Origin of the sequence: Algihabitans sp. (assembly GCF_965226985.1) — a bacterium.
Lineage (GTDB): Bacteria > Pseudomonadota > Alphaproteobacteria > Kiloniellales > DSM-21159 > Algihabitans.
This window is the reverse complement of sequence record NZ_OZ245712.1, coordinates 3,611,595-3,634,892: the sequence shown is the minus strand read 5'-3', so window position 1 is coordinate 3,634,892 and position 23,298 is coordinate 3,611,595. Positions and strand designations below refer to the sequence as shown.

Genomic DNA, 23,298 nt, shown 5'->3' with positions numbered 1-23,298 from the left:
CCTATACTCCGCGCGCCATGCGCGAATCGCCCCCGACCCTCGTTGCCGCCGTGACGGCCGCCGTCTGGCTGACGCCCGACGGCGAGGTGGACTCTCTCGCCCCTGCCGAGGCCGCTCGGCGCGCCGGGCGGCAGCCGCCCCTGCTCTGCCATCGCCGCGCGACCGCCACACGGTTGGGAGTCGACCCTTTTCCGGCCTTCGATCTGCTGGAGCTTTTCGCCTTCGTGCGGCCCGCGCGCTTCTGCGCGCCGACGCCGCGCGGGCTCGCCCAAGCGCTCGACCTGGGCGATCCCCATAGCCTGGAGGCGCAGGCCGTTGCCTTGGGCCGGGTGGCCGACCGCCTGCTGGCGGAGTTGGCAGCCCGGGAGGGAGGTAACGGCGCGGCCCTGTCCATCGCCTGGACCATGGCGCAGGCCGGTTGGCCTTGGGGGCCGGCCGTTCTGCAGGCGCTCGGATTCGGCAAGGCCGAGACTGCGCCGCGCCGCGCCGCCGGTTACCAGGTCTGGGAAGGGCTTTCGGAATGGTCCGAACACGCGCCGGAGCCCCCGGCCGGCAGCGAAGCGGTCGACCCGCAGGAGGCCCGCCGGCGGCTGGCCGAGCTGCTGGGGTCGGATGCGGAGGCGCGGCCCCAGCAGGCCGACTATGCCAGTGCGGTCGCGACGGCCTTCGCACCGCGCGACCGGGAGGCGGATCCGCATCTCGTCCTGGCGGAGGCCGGGACCGGCGTCGGCAAGACGCTCGGCTATATCGCTCCGGCCAGCCTCTGGGCTGAGAAGAACGGCGGTGCCGTCTGGCTGTCCACCTACACCCGCAATCTGCAGCAGCAGATCGACGGCGAGCTGGATCGCCTCTTTCCCCTGCGCGCTGAGAAGCTCAGGCAGGTCGTGGTCCGGAAGGGGCGGGAAAACTACCTCTGCCTTCTGAACTACGAGGAGGCGGTCCGCGGACTGGCGGCCCGCCCCAACAGCGCGGTGCCGCTGGGGCTGCTCGCCCGTTGGGCCGCGGCGACGCGCGACGGCGACATGGTCGGGGGGGATCTGCCAGGCTGGCTGGCGGATCTGACCGGGCGCGGCCGCACCTTCGGCTTGGCTGACCGGCGCGGCGAGTGCATCTACGCAGCCTGCCCGCACTACAGGAAATGCTACATCGAACGCTCGGTGCGCCGCGCGCGCCGCGCCCGACTGGTGGTGGCGAACCATGCCCTGGTGATGGTGCAGGCCGCACTCGGCGGCGGCGAGGAGGGGCAGCTGCCCCAGCGCTACGTGTTCGACGAGGGGCATCATCTCTTCGAGGCTGCCGACAGTGCCTTTGCCGCGCACCTTTCTGGCCAGGAGACGACCGAACTGCGCCGTTGGCTCTTAGGGGCGGAGGCGTCGCGCCGCGGCGGTTCGAGCCGACAGCGGGGCCTACAGCGGCGCATCGAGGATCTGGTGGCCGGCCATGATCGTCTCGAAAACCTGCTGCAGCGTGCTTTGCGCGGCGCCCGCATGCTGGCGGCCGAAGGCTGGCATCAGCGGATCACCGACGCCGATAGCAGTGAGGGACCGACGGAACGCTTTCTCGCGCTGGTGCGTCAGCAGGTCTATGCCCGCGCGCCGCAGCGCGGCGAGGGCTACAGCCTGGAAACGGAGGTGCGCCCGGCGGCCGACGGTCTGGTGGAAACCGCGCTTGCCTTGGAGGGCGCGCTGGAGAAGCTGGAGAAGCCCTTGGTTGAGCTGCGCGACGGTCTCGGCGATCGCCTGGACCGAGAGGCGGATACGCTGGACAGCGACACGCGCCGCCGGATCGAGGCGACCATGCGGTCCCTGGAGCGCCGGGCGGTACGGCCGCTGCGGGCGTGGCGCCAGATGCTGCGGGTGTTGGAAGCCGACAGCTCGCCGCCGGAGTTCATCGACTGGCTGGCGGTCGAGCGGATCGACGGTCGGGATGTCGATGTCGGCTTTTTCCGCCACTGGGTCGATCCGACGGAGCCCTTCGCCCAGGCGGTGCTGGCGCAGGCCCAGGGTGCGGTCGTCACCTCCGCGACCCTGACGGACAAGTCGGGCGATCCCGAACAGGATTGGCGAGCCGCAGCGCAGCGCAGCGGGAGCATCCACCTGCCCAGTCCGGCGATCCGCGCCCAGGTACCCTCGCCCTACGACTATGCGGCCCAGACGCGGATCTTCGTGGTCACCGACGTCCGCAAAGACGACCTCGATCAAGTGGCCGCGGCCGTGCGCGAGCTTTTCCTGGCGGCGGGCGGCGGCGCGCTCGGGCTCTTCACCGCGATCAGCCGGCTGCGGGCCATCCATGCAAGGATTGGCCGGCCCCTGGAGCAGGCCGGGCTGGAACTCTACGCCCAGCACCTCGACGGTCTGGACGTGGCGACGCTGGTCGAGATCTTTCGGGCCGAGCCCGACTCCTGCCTGCTCGGAACGGACGCCGTTCGCGACGGCGTCGACGTGCCGGGTCGGGCGCTGCGCCTGATCGTCTTCGACCGCGTGCCCTGGCCGCGGCCGGATCTGCGCCACAAGGCCCGGCGCGCGGCCTTCGGTGGCAAGCGGTACGACGACATGATCACGCGCCTCAAGCTGCGTCAGGCCTATGGCCGGCTGGTGCGACGCGCCGACGACCACGGCGTTTTCGTGCTGCTGGACCCCATGGTGCCGTCGCGCTTCGCCAGCGCCTTTCCCGAGGGGGTCGAGTTCGTGCGGGTCGGTCTGGCCGAGGCCCTGGCGGAAACCCGGTCTTTTCTGGCTGTTAGCCAACCCCGAAGTAGATGAAGATCCCCGAGATTGTGCCGACCGACAGCAGAGTCGAAATGACGATCGCCGCCGTAGCGCGCTGAATGTAGACGCCGTAGCGGTGGGCCAGCACGAAGACCAGGGCGCCGGTCGGCAAGGCCGCCTGAATCACGGCGCTCTGGGCCCAGATCGTGTCCATCGTCATGACATGGAAGGCCAGCCAGTAGGTCACCGCCGGCATTACCAGAAGCTTGAGCAGAGACAGCCATCCGACCTCCCCCAGGCCGGCGGTCAGTGACTTCCCGACCATGAAGAGGCCCATGGCGAAAAGCGCGCAGGGGCCTGCGGTCGAACCCATGAGATCGCAGAAGCGTGCGACGGGCGTCGGCAGCTCCAGGCCGGACCAGGCCCAGAGGATCCCGGCGACGGCGGAGAGCAGAAGCGGCGATTTGACGACGGCCCCCAGGGCGTTCCTGGCCAGGTCCAAAGCGGCCTCGTCGCCGTTGCCGTCCAGCTCGATCAGCAGCGTGGCGACCGCCATCACCACCACGCCGGTCATGACCGTCGCGATGATGCCGGCCGGCAGCCCAGCCTCCCCATAGGCGATCAGCAGCAGTGGAATGCCCATGTAACCGGTGTTGGAGAAGATCGCCGCCGCGCCGTGCAGTGTCAGAACGGCCAGTCGCCCCGGGAATGCGAAGGCGGCAACCAGCATCGCCAACCCGAAGGTTCCGATCAGCCCGCCGCCGAAGGCGGCGATGAAGGGCCAGTGAAGGATCTGGGAAATCTCGAGTTGGGCCATGGTGCCGAAGAAGAGAGCCGGCAGGGCCACGTAGAAGACGAAGGCATTCAGGGCGCCGGACGCCTGCTCGCCGAGCAGCCCGACCCGGCCGACGGCGTAACCGCAGCCCATAATCGCGAAAACCGGCAGGACGATGTTGAGGATGGCCTCCATGGCGGCCGCAAGTAGCCCGGTCGCGGCCGATCCGTCCAGACCGTGTAGGGCAAGGCTCCTATGCCCGCGCAGATGGGATGAGGAGGCCGCTGGGGCGCGGCGGAGAGACCGGACCGACCGCCGGAGTCGGTCCAGCGTTACGCAGACGGAGCTGCTTTCCCTCCGGCTTTCTGCTGAGACGCTTGCTCAGTGCGGTACCACTTTCCGATAGAGGTGCCACGTGCCATGCCCAAGGACCGGCATCACGAAGATCAGGCCCAGCAATAGCGGAACCGATCCGATCACCAGTCCGCCTGTGACGATCAGACCCCACACGGCCATCGGCAGCGGATTCAGGCGTACGGCCCGGATCGAGGTCGCGATTGCCGTCGACAGACTGACGTTGCGGTCGAGCAGCAGGGGAAAGGAGATGACGCTGATCGTCAGAGTCGCGACGGCGAAGAGGGCGCCGACCCCCAGGCCGACCAGGGTCAAGGTCCAGCCAGCGCCGGTCGTCAGCACGTCGCGCAGGAAACCGCTCAGCGAGGTCGGCGGTTCGGGACCCAGGGTCGCGCTGTAGATTGCCTGCGCCGATGCCAACCAGATGAAGAAGGTCGCGAAGAGCAACAACGCGAGAACCGCAATCGACCCGAAGGCTGGAGCGCGGAGCGGGGCGAAGGCATCGGCCCAGGTCGTCTGGAGGCCTTGCTCGCGACGGCGGCTGATCTCGTAGAGGCCGATGGCGGCCGCGGGGCCGACCAGCGCGAAGCCGGAGGCCAGCGGGAACAGAAGCGGCAGGAGATCGTAGCCGAAGGCGACGCGCGCCAGCACAAAGCCGACGATCGGATAGAGGAGACAGAGCAGGACGATGTCGCTGCGGTAGGCGGCGAAGTCCTCCACGCCGCGCGTCAAGACGTCGCGCAAGTCGGCGACGCGAATGCGTCGAACCTGGGGGGCTGCGGTCTGTCCCGGGCGACTCATGGCGTCCGCGTGCTTCGCCGCCGATCTGAACTGCTGGATTCCCCATTCGATGGGATTGCGTATGGTGGACATGATCGGTCCTCCGGTTGTCGATGGTCCGCGCCGCGCCCGTCCCCTTGGACGTCTCTGCGGTCTATGCGGCTGAAAGGCAGGCCCGGCGGATTCCGGCTCGGGCGTTGCCCGGTGGCTTGTTTCAGCCACTTCGCTCAAGATAGCCGGGAAAAATTTACCATAATTTGGTCTTCCGAAGTCGGATATTCACAGTTTTTTGCGGTGATGACCGTGCTTCTGGCTGTCAGCGCCGAGCGATAGGGGCGTCGCGGAGCTTTTCCGGCTCCGCTTGACGCGGATCGATCGGCTAGGCATCACTGGCCACGCTCTCGAAACCTGGAGGCTCCCAGTGCAGATCGACCCGCATTCCGCCTTGGTTTACGTCATGGTTCTGGTGTCCGCATCGGACGACGATATGACCGACGCGGAACTCAAGACGATGGGGGAGATCGTTCGCTACTTGCCGGTTTTCAGTGGTTTCGAATCGCAGCGCCTCACCACGATCGCCGATGCCTGCGCCAGCCTGCTCAGCGACGAAGACGGCCTGGACAAGGCGCTGGACGCGATCGAGTCCGCCTTGCCCGATCATCTGCGGGAGACGGCCTACGTGCTCGCTTGCGACGTCGCGGCCGCTGACGGGCAGGTTGCGCAGGAAGAGATGCGTCTGCTCGAATTGATCCGCTATCGCCTGCGGGTCGGCCGTCTTCCGGCCGCTGCGATAGAGCGCGCAGCGCGGGCACGCCACCAGACGCTGTAGCGGCGTGCGGACTCGGCAGCAGCCAGGCGATCTGGCTGCTAATCTACTGGTTTTATGTCATTTTTGCGTTGCATTGGATACGCAGCGCACGGCAGGCTTTTTGTTCCGACTACGGTCGCCGGGACAGGAGGTTTCGTGCCGTGAGCCTGGAATTGTTGTTGAAGGACTACCGCCTGACGACGGCGGAGATTCTCTATCACATGCCCGACCATCCGGGGTTGCTTCAAACCTACGTCTGGCAGGACTACGATAAAGCTCCGCGCTACCCCGTCCTCTGTCAGTTCCTCGATTTCTGGATCCGGGAACTCGACGGACCGCTGCATTCGGTGAAGGTCGCCGGTCAGAAGCTGTTGGTGCCGCCCGAAGCGCGAGTCGCCCAGGCGTGGTTGACCCTCCATTAAAGCGTGATCGTCTCAAGCGGGGAGTGACGCTTCGCCGCTTGGTCTTGCGCAGCGCGGCGCATAGGTTGCGGGTCGGTTCCCTTTGCAACGACGGACCCAGTGACCGTGACCTTTTCCGCTCTGTCTTCCCCCGACTCGACAACTGGTTCGGATGCGCGCGCCGCCCCGCGCGCCGTCGCGCTCTGGCTTCTGGGCGTTGCGGCTTCGATCTTCGCGATGGCCGTCATCGGGGCGATCACCCGGCTGACCGAATCCGGGCTCTCGATCATGGAGTGGGCGCCGGTCTCCGGTTTCCTGCCCCCGCTCACCACAGCCGAGTGGGAGCGGCTGCTCGACCTCTATCGCCGGACGGCCGAGTACCAGCAGATCAACCGTGGAATGTCCCTGGCAGAGTTTCGGGAGATCTTCTGGTGGGAGTGGATCCATCGCCAGTGGGGCCGCTTCATCGGCCTGGCCTATGCCCTGCCGCTGGCGTGGTTCTGGCTGCGCGGCGGTCTGCCGGGCTGGATCAAGCCGCATCTGCTGTTCGCGCTCGGTCTCGGCGCGTTACAAGGCTTCATGGGCTGGTTCATGGTGGCCAGCGGGTTCTTCGGCGAGCGCACGGATGTCAGCCAGTACCGTCTGGTGCTGCATCTGTCGCTGGCTCTTGTCATTTACGCCTATCTGCTCTGGCTTTCGCTCAGCCTGCTCAGGGCCTCGGCGGTCGCCGAGACGGACAGGTCGCTGAGCGTCCAAGCCAAGCTCTTTGCGGGGCTACTCGCCGTGACGGTCGTCTCGGGCGGTTTCGTGGCCGGCACGGACGCGGGTATGACCTACAATACCTTCCCTTTGATGGATGGGCGTCTTCTCCCCACCGGCTACGCGGCTCTGCAGCCTTGGTGGCTGAATTGGTTCGAAACCATCGAGGCGATTCAGTTCAATCACCGCCTGCTGGCCGTGACCACGGCAGTTGCCGCGGTGCTTCTGTGGCTCCAGTCCCTCCGTCGCCCCCTGACCCGAGATATCCGACAGGGGTTCGCCGCCGTCGCCGGAGTGGCATTGGCGCAGACGGCCCTGGGGATCGCCACGCTTCTGATGGCCGTACCGATCTGGCTCGGCGCGCTGCATCAGGCCGGTGCTCTCTGTCTGATCGCCGCGACGGTCTTCCTGCTGCACGGCCTGCGGGGCGGGCGAACGGCGGCTTAGAGGCGATTCTGCTTCAGCTTTCCTGCTGAGACTGGATTTCCGCGTATTCGTCGGCGGCCATGGCGGCGACGATCGGCGTCGACCCCTGCGATACCGCAACCCAGCCGCCCTGTTCTTCCAGGGGAACGGCCGGGCGCCGGGCCATTCGGTAGAGAGCGAAGCCGCCGAGCAGAAGATGCAGCGCCGCCACCGTGGCGAAGAAGCCGCTCGGTCCAGTTAGATCCATGGCCATACCGGCCAGCGGAGGGCCGAGGATGCCTCCGACGGCATAGACCAGATAAAGCGTCGAGGAGGCGGCCACCATCTGCTCGCGCTCCAGATGGTCGTTGGCGTGGCTGAGCACCAACGCGTACATCGACAGGCAGAGTCCACCGAACAGCGCGGCCAGCCCGAACAGCAGCCAGCGGTCCAGATCCCCGATCCACCAAGCGAAGCCGGCGACGCCGGCGGCGATCAAGGTGACGACGGTCATGACCAGACGGCGGTCGAAGCGGTCGGACAGCCGTCCGACGGGAAACTGCAGCAACACGCCGCCGATCATGAAGGCCGACACGAAGATCGAGATATCGGCGCCCGTCAGGCCTGCGGAGGTCGCGTAGACGGCGCTCATTCCCAGCAACGCGCCCTGTGCCACGCCGAGCAGGGCGGCGCCGACCACGGCCAGAGGCGAGCTGATATAGAGCACGCGCAAGGACACCGGCTGCGGCGCGTCGAAGTAGGGAGCCGGGCTGGCCGACAGCAACATCGGGACCAGTGAGATCGACAGCAGCACGGACACCAGAATGAAAAGAACGAAGCCGCTGGGGTCGGAGAGGATCAGCAGATATTGCCCGGCGGCCATGCCCAGCATAACCACGATCATGTAGATCGCCAGCACCTGGCCCCTGGTTTCGTTCGTGGCGCGATCGTTCAGCCAGGATTCGGCGACGATGTAGAGCGCTGCGACGCAGAAGCCGGTCGCGATCCGCATGGCGGTCCAGCTGATCGGCTCGATCAGCACCGAATGGGCGAGCACGGCGACCGAGGCGACCGAGGCGACGGCGGCGAACACCCGGATATGACCGACCCGCTTGACCATCAGGGGAGTCACGAGTGAGCCGATCAGAAAGCCTGCATAGTAGCCGGCCATGATGACGCCGGTCACCGTTTCGTCGAAGCCCTCCAGCCCGGCGCGTACGCCCAGCAGGGTCGACTGCAGACCATGCGCGGCCATGATGAGTACCAGGCCGATAAAGAGGCTCCAGGTTGCGGCTAACGCAGTGATCATCGCCGGGAACCTTTACCGCAGGCCTAAGTGGGGAACTGATGGTTCGCTCGAGGTTGCGGCGCCTATCGCAGAGGCTATAGCGCGACGCGACAGTCGATGGGAAACCGGGGTGAATCAAGAGTTGCAACCGGTTCGGAAATTTTTTCACCACCCCTCTTGCAACCACGCAACAGATACACACATTTCCGCATAGGCAATGCGCAAATACGATAATCTCGTGTTTGCGTTGAGGAATTCGGAGAAGGATGCGGCGGCGCTTCGAGAGGCTGCCTGCATCGATCTCCCGAAAAGGGATTGGTCGGACCGAGCCTTCCGGCTCAGCTCGGCCAATATGCCGGTTCGTCGTCCGCGATCTCGCGGGTTTCCCCGTCAGACGGATCGGCATCCCTAGCTGAGAGGTTGCTTCGCGGTAACTATTGCGGCGTCCTTCGGGACGCCGCTTTTTTTGCGGTGTGCTGGTTTATGGTGCGCTGGGTCGTTCGAGGTCAGGCCACCGGAGACCCGGCGATGGACTCAGGCGGAGCCTCACTGCTGCCTGGCCTGAGTCCGTCGCCACGGCGTTCCGGAAACGAAATTTCCCGCCGTCAGAGTTCTTTGGCTTTGGCCAGGACGTCCTCGACGTGACCGGGTACTTTCACCTTCCGCCATTCGGCGCGCAGTACGCCTTTCTCGTCGATCAGAAAGGTGGAACGGTCGATGCCCATATACTTCTTGCCGTACATCGCCTTCTCCACCCAGGACCCATAGGCTTCGACCGTCGTACCCTCTTCGTCGGATGCAAGGGTGAAGGGCAGCTCGTATTTGGCCTTGAACTTATCGTGCTTGGCGACGCTGTCCTTCGACACGCCGATGATCTCGGCATCAAGCCCGCTGAAGTCCGGCAGGCTATCGCGGAAGCCGCAGGCTTCCTTCGTGCAGCCGGGGGTGTCGTCCTTGGGATAGAAATAGAGGACGACCTTCTTGCCGCGCAGCTTCTTGAGAGAAACCGAGCCGCCTCCGTCAGTCGGTAGGGTGAAATCCGGGGCAGGTTTGCCAACTTCAACGCTCATACAGGCCTTCTCCATCTCGCAGGGGTCGTGGCAAAAGTGACGCCGAGGGGACGAAAGTCAAGCCGACGGAACACCGTCGCGCGGAGCGTTCGACAGACACCGCGAAGGCAAAGCTGACGGCGGAGCGAGGGCGGTTCTACTCTAACCAGGGTTTTCGTCGCCCCGCTTTGCGTCCTCAGACTCTTCGTGCTCGGCGGTCAGCACGCGCGCAGGCTCCTCGATCAGCTCGGCGTAGCTTTCGCAGACCCGCTCGACGGCAAGCATCAGGTCGTCGCGCAACCTGCCGAAGTCCGCCTTGGCGGTGAAGCGGGCCAGGGCGCGTTTCTGGCCCTCGGGTGCCTGCTGCTCGTCGAAGGCCTCGCCGGCTGTCAGCCGCAGGATCTGCTGCACGGCACTGAGCAGCCGCTCCGCCTCGATCAGTCCGGCAGTCCGTTGGGGACCAATCACGCCGGCGGCGCCCAACGCCTCCAGAGCCTCGACCGTCGAGGTTTTCAGCACCTCGGGCTGGTCCTCAGCGGACAGGAGTTGAAGTCCTTGAGCGACGAAGTCGAGGTCGTAGAGCCCTCCGCGCAGGTACTTGAGGTCCCAAAGACCCCGTGCGGGACGTTCCTTCGCGATGCGCTCCCGCATCTCGGCGACCGCGATCAGGGTCCGGTCGCGGTCGCGCGAGCGCATCAGGACGGACCGAATCGTCTGCTTGAGGTCGTCGACCAAGCCAGGGTTACCGGCAATGGGCCGGGCGCGGGTCAGAGCCATCTCCTCCCAGGTCCAGGCGTCCTCTTCCAGATAGCGCCGATAGCCCGTGAGGGAGACGGCGATCGGGCCGGTGGCGCCGGAGGGCCGCAGGCGGGGATCGACCTCGTAGAGGCTGCCCTCTGCCGTCTGCACTGTCAGCGCCGTAATGAGGCGTTGGCTCAGGCGGCCGAAGTAGATCGGCGGATCGAGCGGCTTGGGTCCGCTGGACTCACGGGTTCCTGCCGCGACGTCGTAGACGAACACGAGATCCAGATCGCTGGTCGCCGTCATTTCGCCCGCACCCAGCTTGCCCAGCGCCAGCACCGCCAGTCCGCGTCCGGGCATCTCGCCGTGCCGGCGGGCCAGTTCCGCCTGAACCTGAGGGAGCAGCGCCCGCACCGTGGCCTCGGCTATGGCGGTGTAGGCGTGGCCCGCGCCGGTGACGTCATAATCGCCGCGGAGAATCCGGAGACCGACGTCGAAGCGGCGATCGCCGGCCCAACGACGAATGAGGTCGAGGGCTTCCTGAAAGTCACGAGCCTGACCAAGCGTTTCCTCAAGCTCGCTATCGAGCCCGGCGGCGTTCGGCAGCGCGTCACCGAAGCCCGGTTCGACAACCGCTTCCAGCAGACCGGGCCGCCGTCCCAGGTGTTGGGCCAGAGCCGGAGCGTCCCCCATGATCTCGGCGAGCAGGTCCAGCAGCTTGGGGTTCTCGTGCAGCATGGAGAAGAGTTGGACGCCCGCCGGCAGCCCGGCCAAGAAGGTGTCCAGGCGCAGCAGCGCGTCGTCCGGCTGGGCGGTGCGGCCAAGGGCCTGCAGAAGGCTCGGCATCAGCTCCGTCAGGTACTCGCGCGCGCGGGTGGTGCGGGTGGCACGGTAGCGGCCGTGATGCCAGGCGCGCACCAGATTGAAGACGCGGGCGCCGTCCGTGAAGCCGAGTTTGGCCAGGGTCTCCAGGGTGCCCGGCTCCGGTTCTCCACCCGTGAACACCAGGTTGCCCGGACCCGACAGGCTGGGTGCCTCCTCGAACAGCTCGGCGTAGTGGCGCTCGACGCATTTCAGGTGGTGCAGAAGCTCCTGCCGAAAGATGTTCGCGTCGGCCGCGCCCAGGAAAGCGGCGATACGATCGACACCCTCCGCGTCGCTCGGGATCAGATGGGTTTGCTGGTCGCCGACCATCTGAAGGCGATGTTCCAGTCGGCGTAGATAGCGGTAGGCCTCGGCGAGATCCGCCGCCGTGTCCGGTTCGACCCGTCCGAAGCGGACCAGAGTGTCCAGGGTGATGAGCGTTTGAGGTTGGCGCAGTTCCGGATTGCGGCCGCCGAAGATCAACTGCTGGGTCTGGGCGAAGAACTCGATCTCGCGAATGCCGCCCCGTCCCAGCTTGACGTTGTGTCCCTCGACCGCGATGTCATTGCCGCCCTTGTGCGTCGCGATCTGGCGCTTGATCGAGTGGATGTCCCGAATGGCCCAGAAGTCCAGGTGCTTGCGCCAGACGAAGGGTCGGATTTCGCGCAGGAAGGTTTCGCCGAGGGCACGGTCGCCGGCTACGGGCCGTGCCTTGATCATGGCCGCCCGCTCCCAGTTCTGACCCAGCGACTCGTAGTAGGTCATGGCGGCACCGAAGGAGATGGCGACGGGCATGGCACCCGGATCGGGCCGCAGCCGCAGGTCGGTCCGGCAGACGTAGCCCTCGGCCGTGCGCTCCTCCAACAGCTGAACCAGGTCGCGGGTCAGCCGGACCATGGTTTCCGCTGTGCCGCGTTTGCTGTGGCAGTCGATCCGCTCGGGATCGTAGAAGACGATCAGATCGACGTCGGAGGAGTAGTTGAGCTCTCCGGCTCCCAGTTTCCCCATACCCAGGACCAGATAGCCGCAGGTCTCGGTCGGCTTTGCCGGGTCCATCAGCGTCAGCTCCTCGCGCTGATGGAGACGTCGCAACAGCAGACCGAGTGCGGCGTCGATCGCCGTGGCGGCGAAGTCGGAGAGCGCGCCGGTGACCCGCTCGAGCGGCCAGAGGCCGGCGATGTCGGCCAGCGCGACCGTCAGCGCGCAGTGGCGGCGGGCCTGCCGCAGGGCAATGCCTGCCGTTCGGGCGTCTTCGGCGAAGGCCGCCGCGCGCGTCTGCTCCAGCAGCGCCTCGATCCGCCGGTCCGGCCCTTCGGTTAGAACAGCCAGGAAGCCGGCGGGGTCCGCCAGGATGCAGCCGCCCAGGAAGGGCGCATTGCCGAAGACGGCTTCGAGCAGGCTTCGACCGGCCGGATCGTCGAGCAGCGTCTGCACGGCCTCCGCCGTTTCGGGGTCCGACCGCTTGGCTCGCTCGACCAGGTCCTGCCGACCATTGGCGGCTTGGACGGAATCGAAAGCGCGGGGCAGAGACTCGGGGGGAGGCAGGAAGGCGTACTGCATGAAGATGAGCGAATGGCCTGAATGGCGGGCCAGACTGCGCTGCGCCCTGCTCTAGCGTCAAGTTGTGCGGGAATGTCCGTTTCCCACGGAGTGCACTGGTTTCGACGCCTTCGGCTCCGCTACTCTCTCGGTCATGATTCGCCGTTCCACCCGCATCGCCCTGGAGATCCTGGTCGGGCTGCTTCTCGCCGCCGTTCTGATCGTGGCGGCGGTGCTGTGGCGCCTGTCCGACGGCCCGCTTTCCGTCGATTTTCTGACACCGCACCTGGAGCAGGCCTTCGCTGCGGCCGATGGCGACCTGATCGTGGAGGTCGGTTCGACCGAGCTGGTCTGGGGTGGTTGGGATCGAACCCTCGATCTGCGGGCCCGCGACTGGCGCGTCGATGGCCCGGACGGCCAGAGAGTGGCGCAATTTCCAGAGGTAGATATAACGCTGAGCCTGCGGGCTCTGGCTCAGGGTGTCGTGGCTCCGACCGCCATCGCCGTGACAGGTGCCAGTCTCACGCTGGAGCGCGATGGCGATGGTCGCTTTGGCCTTGCCGCGCAAGCTCCCTTCGCCCCTGTGCCCGTGCCCGTGGCAGAAACGCAGCGGCCCGGGGAGGCGGGCAGCGGCGATGCCGCGGTGTCCGAGGCGGAGTTGCCGGAGATCGCGGCTCTGCTTCCGAATCTGGCTGCCCGGCTTCTCTCCCCGGCCGATCCTTCCGAACCCCTGTCTTTTCTGAACTCCCTGCGCGGCCGGGACCTGACCGTTACGCTGATCGACCGCAGCATCGACACGACTCTCGTGGCACGCAGAGCGGCGGTCGAGCTGTTCCGCCAGGAAAACGGCATCGCTGGGACGGCCGGGTTGTCGCTCGACATCGGCGCTGAGCCGATGACGCTCGAAGCGACGCTCGATTACGACGTAGCCGACGCGCGTTTGCGGATTGCCGCCGCGTTTCAGGACCTCGACCTGCCGAGCGTCGGGCAACTGGCGCCAGCCTTGGCGCCCTTGTCCCAGGCGGAGGTCGCGCTGGACGGTTTGGTAGACCTCGTTCTGGATGCCGAGGGGCAAGTCGACAGTGTCGCATTCGATTTGGCGGCGGGGGCCGGCCGCCTTCGCCTCCCGGACGTCTATCCCGAGCCTTTGGAGGTGGCCACCGTCGCGGCGGTCGGCGCCTATCGGGCCGAGCAACGCCGGATCGCCGTTGACGACTTCTCCCTGCAACTCGGCAACCAGGCGACCGCCGGACCCAACCTGCGGGCGCGCTTCAACCTCGACTTCGGCGACGGCTTCCATGACTTCGGGATCGGCGCGCGGGTGGACCGCGTGGCCGTTGCGGACCTACAGCGCTACTGGCCGGCCGATGCCTCGAAAAACGGTCGTGCCTGGGTGTTGGAGAACATCGCGGCCGGCGCCGCCGAAAATCTCGAGGTGGTAGCCTCTCTACGCCTACCGGATGCGCCCGCCGCGACCCTGACCGAGGATAGGTCGGACGCTCCCTCGCAGCCGGAGATGTCGCGGGAGCCGGTGCTTGGCAGCTTTCAGGGCAGTTTCGACTTCACCGACCTTGAGATCCACTACAACCGGCCCCTGCCACCGGTGACCGAGGCCTCGGGACGCGCGGTGTTCGACAGCGACGGCCTGACCTTCGCCGTTGCCGAGGGTCGATTGCAGCAGTTGGTTTTCGAGACGAGCGAGGTGAGAATCTTCGGGTTGTCGGGCGAGGATCATCGACTTGCCATCGATGCCGAGGTAGGCGGCGGCCTGAAGCCGGCGCTCGAGATCCTCAACCATCCCCGGCTTCAGCTCATCGACAAGCTCGGGGTGCCGCTGGCGGGAAGCGCTGGAACCTTCACGGCCCAGGTCGGCTTCGCCTTCCCACTGATCGACGCGCTGACGGATGACGAGATCGAAGTGACGGCGACGGCCGCGCTCACCGACGCGGCGCTGCAGGATGCCGTCGCCGGGCTGGACCTCACGGAAGGCGACCTCGCCCTGGACCTCGATGTCCGCGCAATGTCCCTCTCCGGCCCGCTGCGCCTTGGCGGGCTTCCCCTGGATCTCGATTGGACGGAGTACTTCGAGGCGCGCGACGGTGTTCGGCGCAACGTCACGGCGCGTACCGACGCGCTCGACGCCGAGGTGCGCGCGCGTTTCGGTCTTCCCTTGGCGGAGCGGATCCGTGGGCCGGTCGCTGCCGATCTCAGGCTCACGGGCCTGGTCGACGAGACGTCGGATGTGGAAATCGATTTGCAGCTCGTCGAGGCGGAGATCGATATCCCGAGGCTCGCATGGCGTAAGCCGTCGGGCGTTCCCGCGACAGCGCGGCTGGTCGCTCAGCTTTGGGGAGAGCGTCTGGTCGCTTTGCGCGACGTGGAACTCTATGCAGGCGATCTCTCGGTGGTGGGAGCCGCCACCTTCTCGCCGGACGACGGAAGCCTGATTCTTGCCAACCTCAGCAACGTGACGCTCGGTGCCACCAGCTTGGACGACATCAGCGTTCGTCCCTGGAACACCCCAGAGGGCGATGGCTGGGAGGTGCAGGTTGCCGGTGGGCGTCTGGATGCCGCCCCCTGGTTGGAGGACGAGGAGGCATCGGGACAGCCGGATGAGAGTACCGCGCCGGGCACTGACCTCGGCCCCGAGCCCGACGCCCCGCAGACACCGCTGAGACTTCAGATCGCGCAGCTGCAGTTTCTGCATCTGGGCGACGATCGCGGCTTGGAGGCCGTCGCGCTGGAGGGAGAACGCGGACCGCGCGGTTGGGAGCGCTTGAGCGCCTCCGCCGAAATTCCGCGCGCCTTGTGGCGCCGCAGCGGCCGTGTCCGCGAGGGCGACGCCGTGATCCCGCAGAAGCTGCTCCGGCTCGATTGGGGCCCCGATCCGTCGGGTGCCGGTTACGATCTTGAGCTGGGCGCCGACGACCTGGGCGCCGTACTGCGCGCGTTTGGCTGGGTCGACGAGATGGAGGGCGGTCAGACAAGGATCGTGGGACGCAGTCCCGGCCCGCTGCTGTCCGCGCCCATCGAGGCGGAGCTCGAACTGCGTCAGTACACGCTGGTCGACGCGCCCCTGCTCGGCCGGATCGTCGCTGGTGCCTCGCTCGGCGGTCTCGGCGGGATGCTGGCCGAGGACAACGGCATCACCTTCGAGCGCGGTGTCGGGGACCTGGTCCTGGAACAGGGCGTCCTGTCCACCGACCTGCTGCGCGCCTACGGACCGGCTCTAGGCATCACCGCGCGCGGCACGCTGGATACCGAGGCCAACGCGATCGACCTGCAGGGAACGCTGGTTCCGGCCTATGCGATCAACCAGGTGCTGGGGGCGATCCCGATTCTCGGCCCGCTCCTGACGGGCGGAGAAGGCGAGGGAGTCCTTGGCGTGACCTACTCGGTATCCGGTTCGCTGGACGATCCGGATGTGGACGTGAATCCCTTGTCGGCCCTGGCTCCCGGATTTCTGCGCGGCATCTTCAGCGGCAAGATCGACGGCAGCGAAGAAGCCCTTGAGGCCCTGCCGCCCGCCGGCGCGCTGCGCTGAGATTTCATCCGCTGAGCCAGCTATTTTGTTCTTGATTTGATCTCTACAAAGGCGTTCTCTCCGGGTCATGACCGGATCGACACTGACTAACGCCGCTCGGCGGGTTCTGACCACGCCGGAGGCCCGACACAAGGCTGCCGCAGCCCAACGGCTGGCGGCCGACTGGCGCAGCGGAACGTTTCCCGCGCTCGGGTCGCCCGGTGCCCCTGCGCGGCCCGCGCGGCCGGACAGGCCGGAGCTTCTGGCCCCGACACAGGTGCCGCGCCGCCGGATCAATACCGCCGTGGCCGGGCGCGTGGCGCTGTTGCATGCCTTGGCGCACATCGAACTGAACGCCGTGGATCTCGCCGTCGATCTGTTGGCGCGTTTCGCTTCGGATGACTTGCCGAACGCCTTCATCGAAGATTGGCTTCAGGTCGCCGAAGAGGAGGGCAAGCACTTCCTGCTGTTGGCCGACCGTCTGGCGGAGTTAGGCGCGGCCTACGGCGATCTGCCCGCGCATGACGGTCTCTGGCAGGCGGCGGAGGAGACGGCGCACGATCTGCTCGCGCGCCTGGCGGTGGTGCCGCAGGTGCTGGAGGCGCGCGGCCTCGACGTCACACCCGGAATGATCGCCAAGCTGGACCAGGTCGGCGACCCCGCCTCCGCCGCCATCCTGCGGACGATCTACGAGGAGGAGATCGGGCATGTGGCCATCGGCCGGCGCTGGTACCTCTGGCTCTGCACCCGTCGCGGGCTCGATCCCCAGGCGACTTGGCACGAGCTGGTGCGCCGCCATTTCCGGGGCGCCCTGAAACCGCCCTTCAACGAAGCCGCCCGCCGGACTGCCGGACTCGAGCCGGCCGACTATCTCCCCCTGGCCGTGGAAAGGCAGATGCCGTGACTGCGAAGATCCACTCGGACGGTAAGCCCCGCTGCGGCTGGCTGCCGAGCGGCGATCCTCTCTACCTCAGTTATCATGACGAGGAGTGGGGCGTTCCGCTTTACGATGCGCCGGCGCTTTTCGAACTGCTGAACCTGGAAGGTTTCCAGGCCGGCCTGTCCTGGCGGACCATCCTGTACAAGCGTGAAAACTTTCGCCGCGCCTTTGCCGGGTTCGATGCGGAGAGGTTGGCCGGTTGGGGAGAGGCGGAGCAAGCGCGTCTTCTGGCCGATGCGGGTATCGTACGCAATCGTCTGAAAGTCGCTGCAACGCTTGATAACGCACGCGCCTATCTGGAGGTGGAATCCTCTTACCCTGGCGGTTTCGCCGGTTTCGTGTGGGAGACGGTCGAGGGGAAGCCGCAGATCAACCACTTCGCCCAGCTCTCGGAGGTACCGGCGGAAACGCCGGCCGCCCGCGTTCTCTCGAAACGCCTGAAGAAGGCGGGCTTTCGGTTCGTCGGCCCGACCATCGTCTACAGTTTCATGCAGGCGGCCGGTCTGGTTATGGACCACACCATCGACTGTTTCCGGTACCAGGAGCTTGCCTGACTGTCGGTGATGTGGTTCTGACCCGGTGCTCAGGGCGGCTCGGCTATTGGATCAATTCGAACTGAAGCAGAAGGGTCCGCTGTAGGGGGCTGAAGTTGTCGTCCGACAACAGCGTGATCAGCGTCTCGCCATTCGGACCCCTGCGCAGCCAGAGACCTTCTAGATTGTCGACGGCCAGCGGTGCCTTGAGGAAGGCAAGCTCTTCGGGGCGCAATAGTGTGCCGGCCAGGGCGCGATCCAGCGGGGCCCGTTTCAGTTTGACCCTGACGCCGCCGATGATCGAGAAACCGCGCTCGAGCCAATAGAGATAGCGCTGGTCGGGACCGATCTGGGCGTCGACCGGGGCCAGATCGCCGTCCTGCGGGATCTGAAAGCCGCGCCATTCCGAAAAAGTTTCCTTGCTGGTCACGAAACCTTGCCAGGCGCGCTTGCCCTCGACTTCGGCCGTCAGGCCTTCGCTGATGGCCAGCAGCCCACCGCCCGGCAGCGCGACCAAGGACTCGACACCTTCGTTCGCCTCTGGCGGATGGTCTCCGGGCAGATCGCTTTGGTCAGGAAGTGCGATCGGCGGCAGCGCCCTGTAGCGATTGAGACGATGATGTCGTTCGAAGGCGACCAGGACATCGCCGGTCGGCAAGACGGCCAGAGCCTCGGCATCGCCCCAGTCCTTCAAGCCGGCGAGGGAGCGGCCGTCGGGCTCGCGCAGGGGACCGAGTCTGGCGCTTCCGGCGGAGGCCAGAGTGCTGTCGTCGCCATAGGTAACTTGGAAGGAGACCCAACGCCCTTCGTCCGAGACGGCGACGGCGCGGCGCGCGTCCTGCGACATCCAGAGCGCCGAGAGCCCGCCGAAGCGCGCGTCGTCGCTAATCAGCTCCAGGCCGCCGCGCCAGAGCAGCCGGCCGACCGACCGTTGCGCAGGGTTCTCGACATTGAGTTTGACGGCCCTGCTGCGCAGAGAGATCGAGACGCCGCCGGTTTCCAGCGCGGAGGCGTTGGCAGGTTCCGTTGGCGGAGACGCGGCTGTGCTTGGAGAGGTTGCGGCTAGAACGCTGAGAACCAGAAGGTAGGAACCGATCGAAAAAACGCGTTTCATACTCTGCTCGCCGACGCAGTTGTCCGATCTAGCCAGCCAGCCGCCGCAAAGACCCTCTGCCCGCCTGGGGACCTTCCTCGTCGAACAGCTCCGCTAGCTTCTCCAGCATGGTGCCGCCGAGCTGTTCGGCGTCCACGATGGTGACGGCACGCCGGTAGTAGCGAGTCACGTCGTGGCCGATGCCGATGGCGATCAATTCGACCGGGCTGCGTCCTTCGATGTAGGTGATGACTTCGCGCAGGTGTTTTTCCAGGTAGTTGCCTGGATTGACCGAAAGAGTGGAGTCATCGACCGGGGCTCCGTCGGAAATCACCATCAGGATCCGCCGCTGCTCCGGCCGGGCTAGCAAGCGGTTGTGCGCCCAGAGCAGCGCCTCGCCGTCGATGTTTTCCTTCAGGATGCCCTCGCGCAGCATCAGGCCTAGATTGCGGCGGGCCCGTCGCCAGGGCGTATCCGCCGATTTGTAGATGATGTGACGCAGGTCGTTCAGACGACCGGGCAGCGAGGGCTTGCCGGCGGCGATCCAGGATTCCCTTGATTGCCCGCCTTTCCACATGCGGGTGGTGAAGCCCAGAATCTCCACTTTGACGCCGCAGCGTTCCAGCGTACGCGCGAGGATGTCCGCCGACATGGCCGCTACGGAGATCGGGCGCCCGCGCATCGAACCGGAGTTGTCGATCAGCAGGGTAACGACCGTATCGCGGAAGTCCGTTTGCTTCTCCATCTTGTAGGAGAGCGAGTGGGTCGGTGCGGCCACGATACGGGCCAGCCGGGCCGTGTCCAGCAAGCCTTCCTCGAGATCGAAGTCCCAGGACCGGGTCTGTTTCGCCATCAGACGGCGCTGCAGCCGGTTTGCCAGCCGTGCGATCACGCCCTGCAGGTGGTTGAGCTGCTGATCCAGCATCTGGCGCAGTCGCGTCAGTTCGTCCGGATCGCACAGGTCGGGGGCCTCGACCACCTCGTCGTGCTTGTTGGAAAAGGCGCGGTAGAGCTCGTCGTCGGGCGTGTTGCGGCGGTCGTGTTCCGGGCGCCGGCCCGGCTGTCCGGGCTGCTCGTCGGCGGCTCCGTCCATCATCTCTCCGTCGGCTTCGGCTACTTCCTGGTCAGCTGCCTCCGCATCCGAGAGGTCGGCCTGGTCGCCGTCGCTGGCGGCGGCGCTCTCGCCGCTGTCCTGCTCGCCGCCTTCGGCGCGCATCTGGTCAGGCGTCTCTTCCGACTGATCCTCGCCGCCCTCGTCTTCCTGCTCGTCGTCCTCCAGTTCCTCGTCGCTGGTCGCCTCCAGATCCAGATCGGCGATCATCTGGCGAACGGCCTTCGCATAGGCGCCTTGGTCGGCGATCACCGATTTGAGGTCATGCAGCTCCTGCAGGATGCGTGGGTCGAGGGCCTGTCTCCAGACCTCGACCAGATTTCGGGCGGCAGCCGGCGGCGCCTCTCCCGTCATCGCTTCGCGAGCCAGCAGCCGCAGCGCCTCCGACAGCGGCGCTTCTTCGCGAGAGCGGATACGGTCGTATCCCCGCGCCCGGTAGCGGTCGTCCAGCACCGCGTCCAGGTTCATGGCGCAGCCGGCCATCCGCCTGGCCCCCAGGGCCTCGCAGCGGGCCTGCTCGACCGCGTCGTAGATCTCGCGCGCGACCTGTTCGTGCGGGCGGCTTCGCCCGTGGACTTTTTCGTTGTGATAACGCTGCCGGAGTGCGGCGGCATCGCATTCGCCACGCGCCAGCAGCACCTCCTCCAGCGGCAGGTCCCGGCTCGGCAGGGGCAGCCGGACTTCGGTCGCTTCCTGGGACTGGGCCGGAGGCTGCCCCGGCTGACTTCCACTGAACCCGACGGTCAGCTCCGCGTCGCGCGCGATCGATCGCAAGGTGGCTGCGGTGGCGCGCTTGAAGCGCTCGATCGGCGTATCGGCGGACTGGGTCATGCGGGGAAGAGCTGGATCACTGCAGGGCGAGAGGGCTCCGTCAGACCAGCGTCGCCTTGACGCCGCTGTCGGGCAGGTCGCTGCCGAAGCAGCGCTGGTAGTACTCCGCGACGATCGGGCGTTCGATCTCGTCGCACTTGTTCAGGAAGGTAATGCGGAAGGCGAAGCCGACGTCGTCGAAGATCTCCGCATTCTCCGCCCAGGTAATGACGGTGCGCGGGCTCATCACGGTCGAGATGTCGCCGTTGATGAAGCCGCTGCGGGTCAGGTCGGCCAAGGCAACCATGGCCGCGATGGTCTTACGGCCCTCCTCGCTGTCGTAGCTCGCTGCTTTGGCGAGCACGATGTCGACTTCTTCCTCATAATCCAGGTAGTTGAGAGTCGCGACGATATTCCAGCGGTCCATCTGACCCTGGTTGATCTGCTGCGTGCCGTGATAGAGCCCGGTGGTGTCGCCCAGCCCGACGGTGTTCGCCGTCGCGAACAGCCGGAAGGCGGAATGCGGGCGGATCACTTTGTTCTGATCCAGCAAGGTCAGTTTGCCTTCGACCTCCAGAACGCGCTGGATCACGAACATGACGTCGGCCCGTCCCGCGTCGTACTCGTCGAAGACCAGCGCGCAGGGGTTTTGCAGAGCCCAGGGCAGCAGGCCCTCGCGGAACTCGGTCACCTGCTGGCCATCGCGCAGGACGATGGCGTCCTTGCCGATCAGGTCGATCCGGCTGACGTGGCTGTCCAGGTTGATCCGGATGCAGGGCCAATTGAGACGTGCGGCGACCTGCTCGATGTGGGTCGACTTGCCGGTGCCGTGATAGCCCTGAACCATGACCCGACGATTGTAGGCGAAGCCGGCGAGGATCGAGAGCGTCGTGTCGCGGTCGAAGCGGTAGGCTTCGTCCAGATCCGGGACGTAGTCGCTGGCCTGGCTGAAGGCCGGCACCTGCAGCTCGCTGTCGATCCCGAAGGTCTGGCGTACCGAAATGGTGATGTCGGGGCCGCCGGTGGGCATCTGATGACCGGCTTCGGGACCGTGGCTCTGCGTATCGGCGTTCATCTAGAGTCCTTAAATTCTCGCGGGTTCGCTTTGCGGTCTGATTCGCGTCGGGCCTAGCTCTTCGTCGTCGGTCCGTAAAGCCTCTTTAGGGTCGTGTAGGCCTGATTGACGCTCTTCAGGCGGTCTTCCGCCGCCGGATCGCCGCCATTGGAGTCGGGATGCAGGCGCTTGGCCAGGAACTTGTAGCGGATTTTGATTTCGGCCAGCGTGACTGGTGCGCTGAGATCCAGCTCTGCCAGAGCCAGTTCTTCCTCGCTGCGGGCGCGCCGACGGCGGTCGGCCCGGCGCTTGCGGGTCTCCTCCCGCTCTTCGGCGAAGAGGTCGAAGGGATCCTGCAGGTCCTCGGCCGGATCGCCCCCGGCGAATGACCAGGTCGGACGATCCCAGATCTGATCGCGGCGGCGCTGTGCCTCGATTTCCGTTTCGCTCATGCCGGCGAACCAGTCCCAGGACTGATTGTAGGCGCGCACATGCTCCAGGCAGAACCAGTAAAACGCCCCGGGCTGATTGCGATCGCGCGGCGCCCGATGCGTTCCGACTTCCCTGCAGCCAGGGTGATCGCAGATCCGCTCGGCGACCCCGGCCCCTCTGGCCGTGGATCCTCCTGCAGCGGCCGCTGGGGACGCGCCTTCGGATGGCTGCGGCTGTGGGGATGCGGACGGCTCCATGATGAGGCTGAGTATGGGAACTGGCCGGGAGCGAAGCAAGCCGAAGGCGCCGTCCAAAGGCTTACCGACCGCATGGCTTACGTGCGCCGCTCCGATAGATTGACCACCGCCAAGCCGGTCAGCATCAGCAGCAATCCGATGGTCAGCGTCGCGGTCACGGGTTCCTGCAGCCAAAGTGTTGCAGCTGCCACGCCCACCATGGGCACGCCGAGGAAGCCGAGCGATGTGGTGATCGCCGGCAGGCTGCGGGTGACCGTAAGCGCGGCCCAGAAGCAGAAGGCCGTTGCGATGGGACCGTTGTAGAACAAGACGGCGGCCAGGCTCCAACTGGGCTCGATCGTCTGCAGCGGTTCGGTGATCAGGGCCACGGTCAGCAGCAACGGCAGAGCAAGCAGCATCTGCCAGGGCGCGAGCTGCAGCGGCGAAAGGTGCCAGCGGTGACCGCGGACATGCAGCAGCGCGACGGCCCAAGCGAAGGCGCCGAGTAGCAGCAGGCCGTTGCCGAGCAAGACTTCGGTCGTTTGCCAGTCGAAGCCGAAGGGATTGAACAGCACGGCCAGCCCGCCGAGACCCAGCAGCCAGCCGAGAGTCTTGAGCGGACCCATCCGCTCGCCGAAGATGATCATGGCTGCCGGCGTAACCCAGAGAGGGGTGGTGTAGACCAGCAAGGCGGAGCGGCCGGCCTCGACGACCTCCAGGCCGGTGTTGATGCAGGCCAGGAACAAGGCCATCTGTAGCAGGCCGACGCTGACGATGATCGGTAGGTCGGGCCGGCCAGGCAGTCTGAGTTCACCACGCCACAGCAGCACGGCGAACAGCGTGGCGGCGCCCAGGGCCATGCGGGCGGCGCCAAACCAGAAAGGCGGGATCGAGTCCAGGGCGACCTTCATCACCGGCCAGTTGACGCCCCAGAGAAGGATCACCGCGATCAACAGCAGTGCGGCCCGGCCCGGATCGGCTGCGGTTGTCCCGCCGGGGAGAGGAATGCGCGCCATGAGATACGACCGAAAGCGTGAAGTAGGTGCGGAGGACCGCCGTGGTTTCGCGAAATCCGGATCTGCGTGAAGATCCTGA

At 66.4% G+C, this 23,298-nt stretch carries 17 protein-coding genes; 7 read left to right on the top strand and 10 right to left on the bottom strand.

Translation table 11 applies throughout. The features are described from left to right. Nucleotides 1-17: 17 nt before the first annotated feature. A complete protein-coding gene (locus ACO054_RS16570) occupies nucleotides 18-2,762 on the top strand; it encodes an ATP-dependent DNA helicase (protein WP_421707690.1) in 2,745 nt (914 codons plus the stop codon). Here the strand turns inward: ACO054_RS16570 and ACO054_RS16565 are convergent. After that, nucleotides 2,740-3,678 (bottom strand): AEC family transporter, encoded by a 939-nt coding sequence (locus ACO054_RS16565; protein WP_421707689.1) that lies wholly within the window; start codon nucleotides 3,676-3,678, stop codon nucleotides 2,740-2,742. The two genes, ACO054_RS16570 and ACO054_RS16565, sit on opposite strands and share 23 nt — an antisense overlap. 186 nt (nucleotides 3,679-3,864) lie before the next feature. Then, entirely contained in the window at nucleotides 3,865-4,710 is an 846-nt protein-coding gene (locus tag ACO054_RS16560) for a DUF2189 domain-containing protein (protein ID WP_421707688.1), read from the bottom strand. A gap of 328 nt (nucleotides 4,711-5,038) precedes the next feature. Between ACO054_RS16560 and ACO054_RS16555 the strand changes: the two genes are divergently transcribed. From ACO054_RS16555 to ACO054_RS16545, 3 genes are all read left to right on the top strand, one after another. Then, nucleotides 5,039-5,446 (top strand): tellurite resistance TerB family protein, encoded by a 408-nt coding sequence (locus tag ACO054_RS16555; protein ID WP_421707687.1) that lies wholly within the window; start codon nucleotides 5,039-5,041, stop codon nucleotides 5,444-5,446. Nucleotides 5,447-5,586: 140 nt separating this feature from the next. Then, the gene (locus tag ACO054_RS16550) at nucleotides 5,587-5,847 is read left to right on the top strand and encodes an usg protein (protein WP_421707686.1); all 261 of its coding nucleotides are present in this window, start codon (nucleotides 5,587-5,589) and stop codon (nucleotides 5,845-5,847) included. 99 nt (nucleotides 5,848-5,946) lie between these two features. Beyond that, entirely contained in the window at nucleotides 5,947-7,032 is a 1,086-nt protein-coding gene (locus tag ACO054_RS16545; RefSeq protein ID WP_421707685.1) for a COX15/CtaA family protein, read from the top strand. A gap of 13 nt (nucleotides 7,033-7,045) precedes the next feature. On the opposite strand, the gene ACO054_RS16540 is transcribed toward ACO054_RS16545, so the two are convergent. The 3 genes from ACO054_RS16540 to ACO054_RS16530 all read right to left on the bottom strand — a co-directional run bounded on the left by ACO054_RS16540 (nucleotide 7,046) and on the right by ACO054_RS16530 (nucleotide 12,492). Beyond that, a complete protein-coding gene (locus tag ACO054_RS16540; protein WP_421707684.1) occupies nucleotides 7,046-8,299 on the bottom strand; it encodes an MFS transporter in 1,254 nt (417 codons plus the stop codon). A gap of 584 nt (nucleotides 8,300-8,883) precedes the next feature. After that, nucleotides 8,884-9,348: a thioredoxin-dependent thiol peroxidase gene (gene bcp, locus ACO054_RS16535; protein WP_421707683.1), complete on the bottom strand. Its 465-nt coding sequence runs from the start codon at nucleotides 9,346-9,348 to the stop codon at nucleotides 8,884-8,886. A gap of 141 nt (nucleotides 9,349-9,489) precedes the next feature. Continuing rightward, the gene (locus tag ACO054_RS16530; RefSeq protein ID WP_421707682.1) at nucleotides 9,490-12,492 is read right to left on the bottom strand and encodes a bifunctional [glutamine synthetase] adenylyltransferase/[glutamine synthetase]-adenylyl-L-tyrosine phosphorylase; all 3,003 of its coding nucleotides are present in this window, start codon (nucleotides 12,490-12,492) and stop codon (nucleotides 9,490-9,492) included. 133 nt (nucleotides 12,493-12,625) lie between these two features. Here ACO054_RS16530 and ACO054_RS16525 point away from each other — a divergent pair, with 133 nt between their 5' ends. From ACO054_RS16525 to ACO054_RS16515, 3 genes are all read left to right on the top strand, one after another. Beyond that, a complete protein-coding gene (locus ACO054_RS16525) occupies nucleotides 12,626-16,015 on the top strand; it encodes an AsmA-like C-terminal domain-containing protein (RefSeq protein WP_421707681.1) in 3,390 nt (1,129 codons plus the stop codon). 67 nt (nucleotides 16,016-16,082) lie between these two features. Next, entirely contained in the window at nucleotides 16,083-16,898 is an 816-nt protein-coding gene (locus ACO054_RS16520; protein ID WP_421707680.1) for a ferritin-like domain-containing protein, read from the top strand. Then, nucleotides 16,895-17,488: a DNA-3-methyladenine glycosylase I gene (locus tag ACO054_RS16515; protein WP_421707679.1), complete on the top strand. Its 594-nt coding sequence runs from the start codon at nucleotides 16,895-16,897 to the stop codon at nucleotides 17,486-17,488. The genes ACO054_RS16520 and ACO054_RS16515 overlap by 4 nt, the downstream gene beginning before the upstream one ends. A 43-nt stretch (nucleotides 17,489-17,531) precedes the next feature. Here the strand turns inward: ACO054_RS16515 and ACO054_RS16510 are convergent, their stop codons facing one another. The 5 genes from ACO054_RS16510 to ACO054_RS16490 all read right to left on the bottom strand — a co-directional run bounded on the left by ACO054_RS16510 (nucleotide 17,532) and on the right by ACO054_RS16490 (nucleotide 23,219). Further along, entirely contained in the window at nucleotides 17,532-18,581 is a 1,050-nt protein-coding gene (locus ACO054_RS16510; protein WP_421707678.1) for an esterase-like activity of phytase family protein, read from the bottom strand. A gap of 28 nt (nucleotides 18,582-18,609) precedes the next feature. Then, a complete protein-coding gene (gene cobT, locus ACO054_RS16505) occupies nucleotides 18,610-20,502 on the bottom strand; it encodes a cobaltochelatase subunit CobT (protein ID WP_421707677.1) in 1,893 nt (630 codons plus the stop codon). Between the two features lie 40 nt (nucleotides 20,503-20,542). Beyond that, nucleotides 20,543-21,556 carry a cobaltochelatase subunit CobS gene (cobS, locus tag ACO054_RS16500; RefSeq protein ID WP_421707676.1) on the bottom strand — a complete coding sequence of 338 codons (1,014 nt, stop codon included), beginning with the start codon at nucleotides 21,554-21,556 and terminating at the stop codon, nucleotides 20,543-20,545. Nucleotides 21,557-21,609: 53 nt separating this feature from the next. Further along, the gene (locus ACO054_RS16495) at nucleotides 21,610-22,026 is read right to left on the bottom strand and encodes a J domain-containing protein (RefSeq protein WP_421707675.1); all 417 of its coding nucleotides are present in this window, start codon (nucleotides 22,024-22,026) and stop codon (nucleotides 21,610-21,612) included. Nucleotides 22,027-22,301: 275 nt separating this feature from the next. Beyond that, nucleotides 22,302-23,219 (bottom strand): DMT family transporter, encoded by a 918-nt coding sequence (locus ACO054_RS16490; RefSeq protein ID WP_421707674.1) that lies wholly within the window; start codon nucleotides 23,217-23,219, stop codon nucleotides 22,302-22,304. Nucleotides 23,220-23,298: the final 79 nt, after the last annotated feature.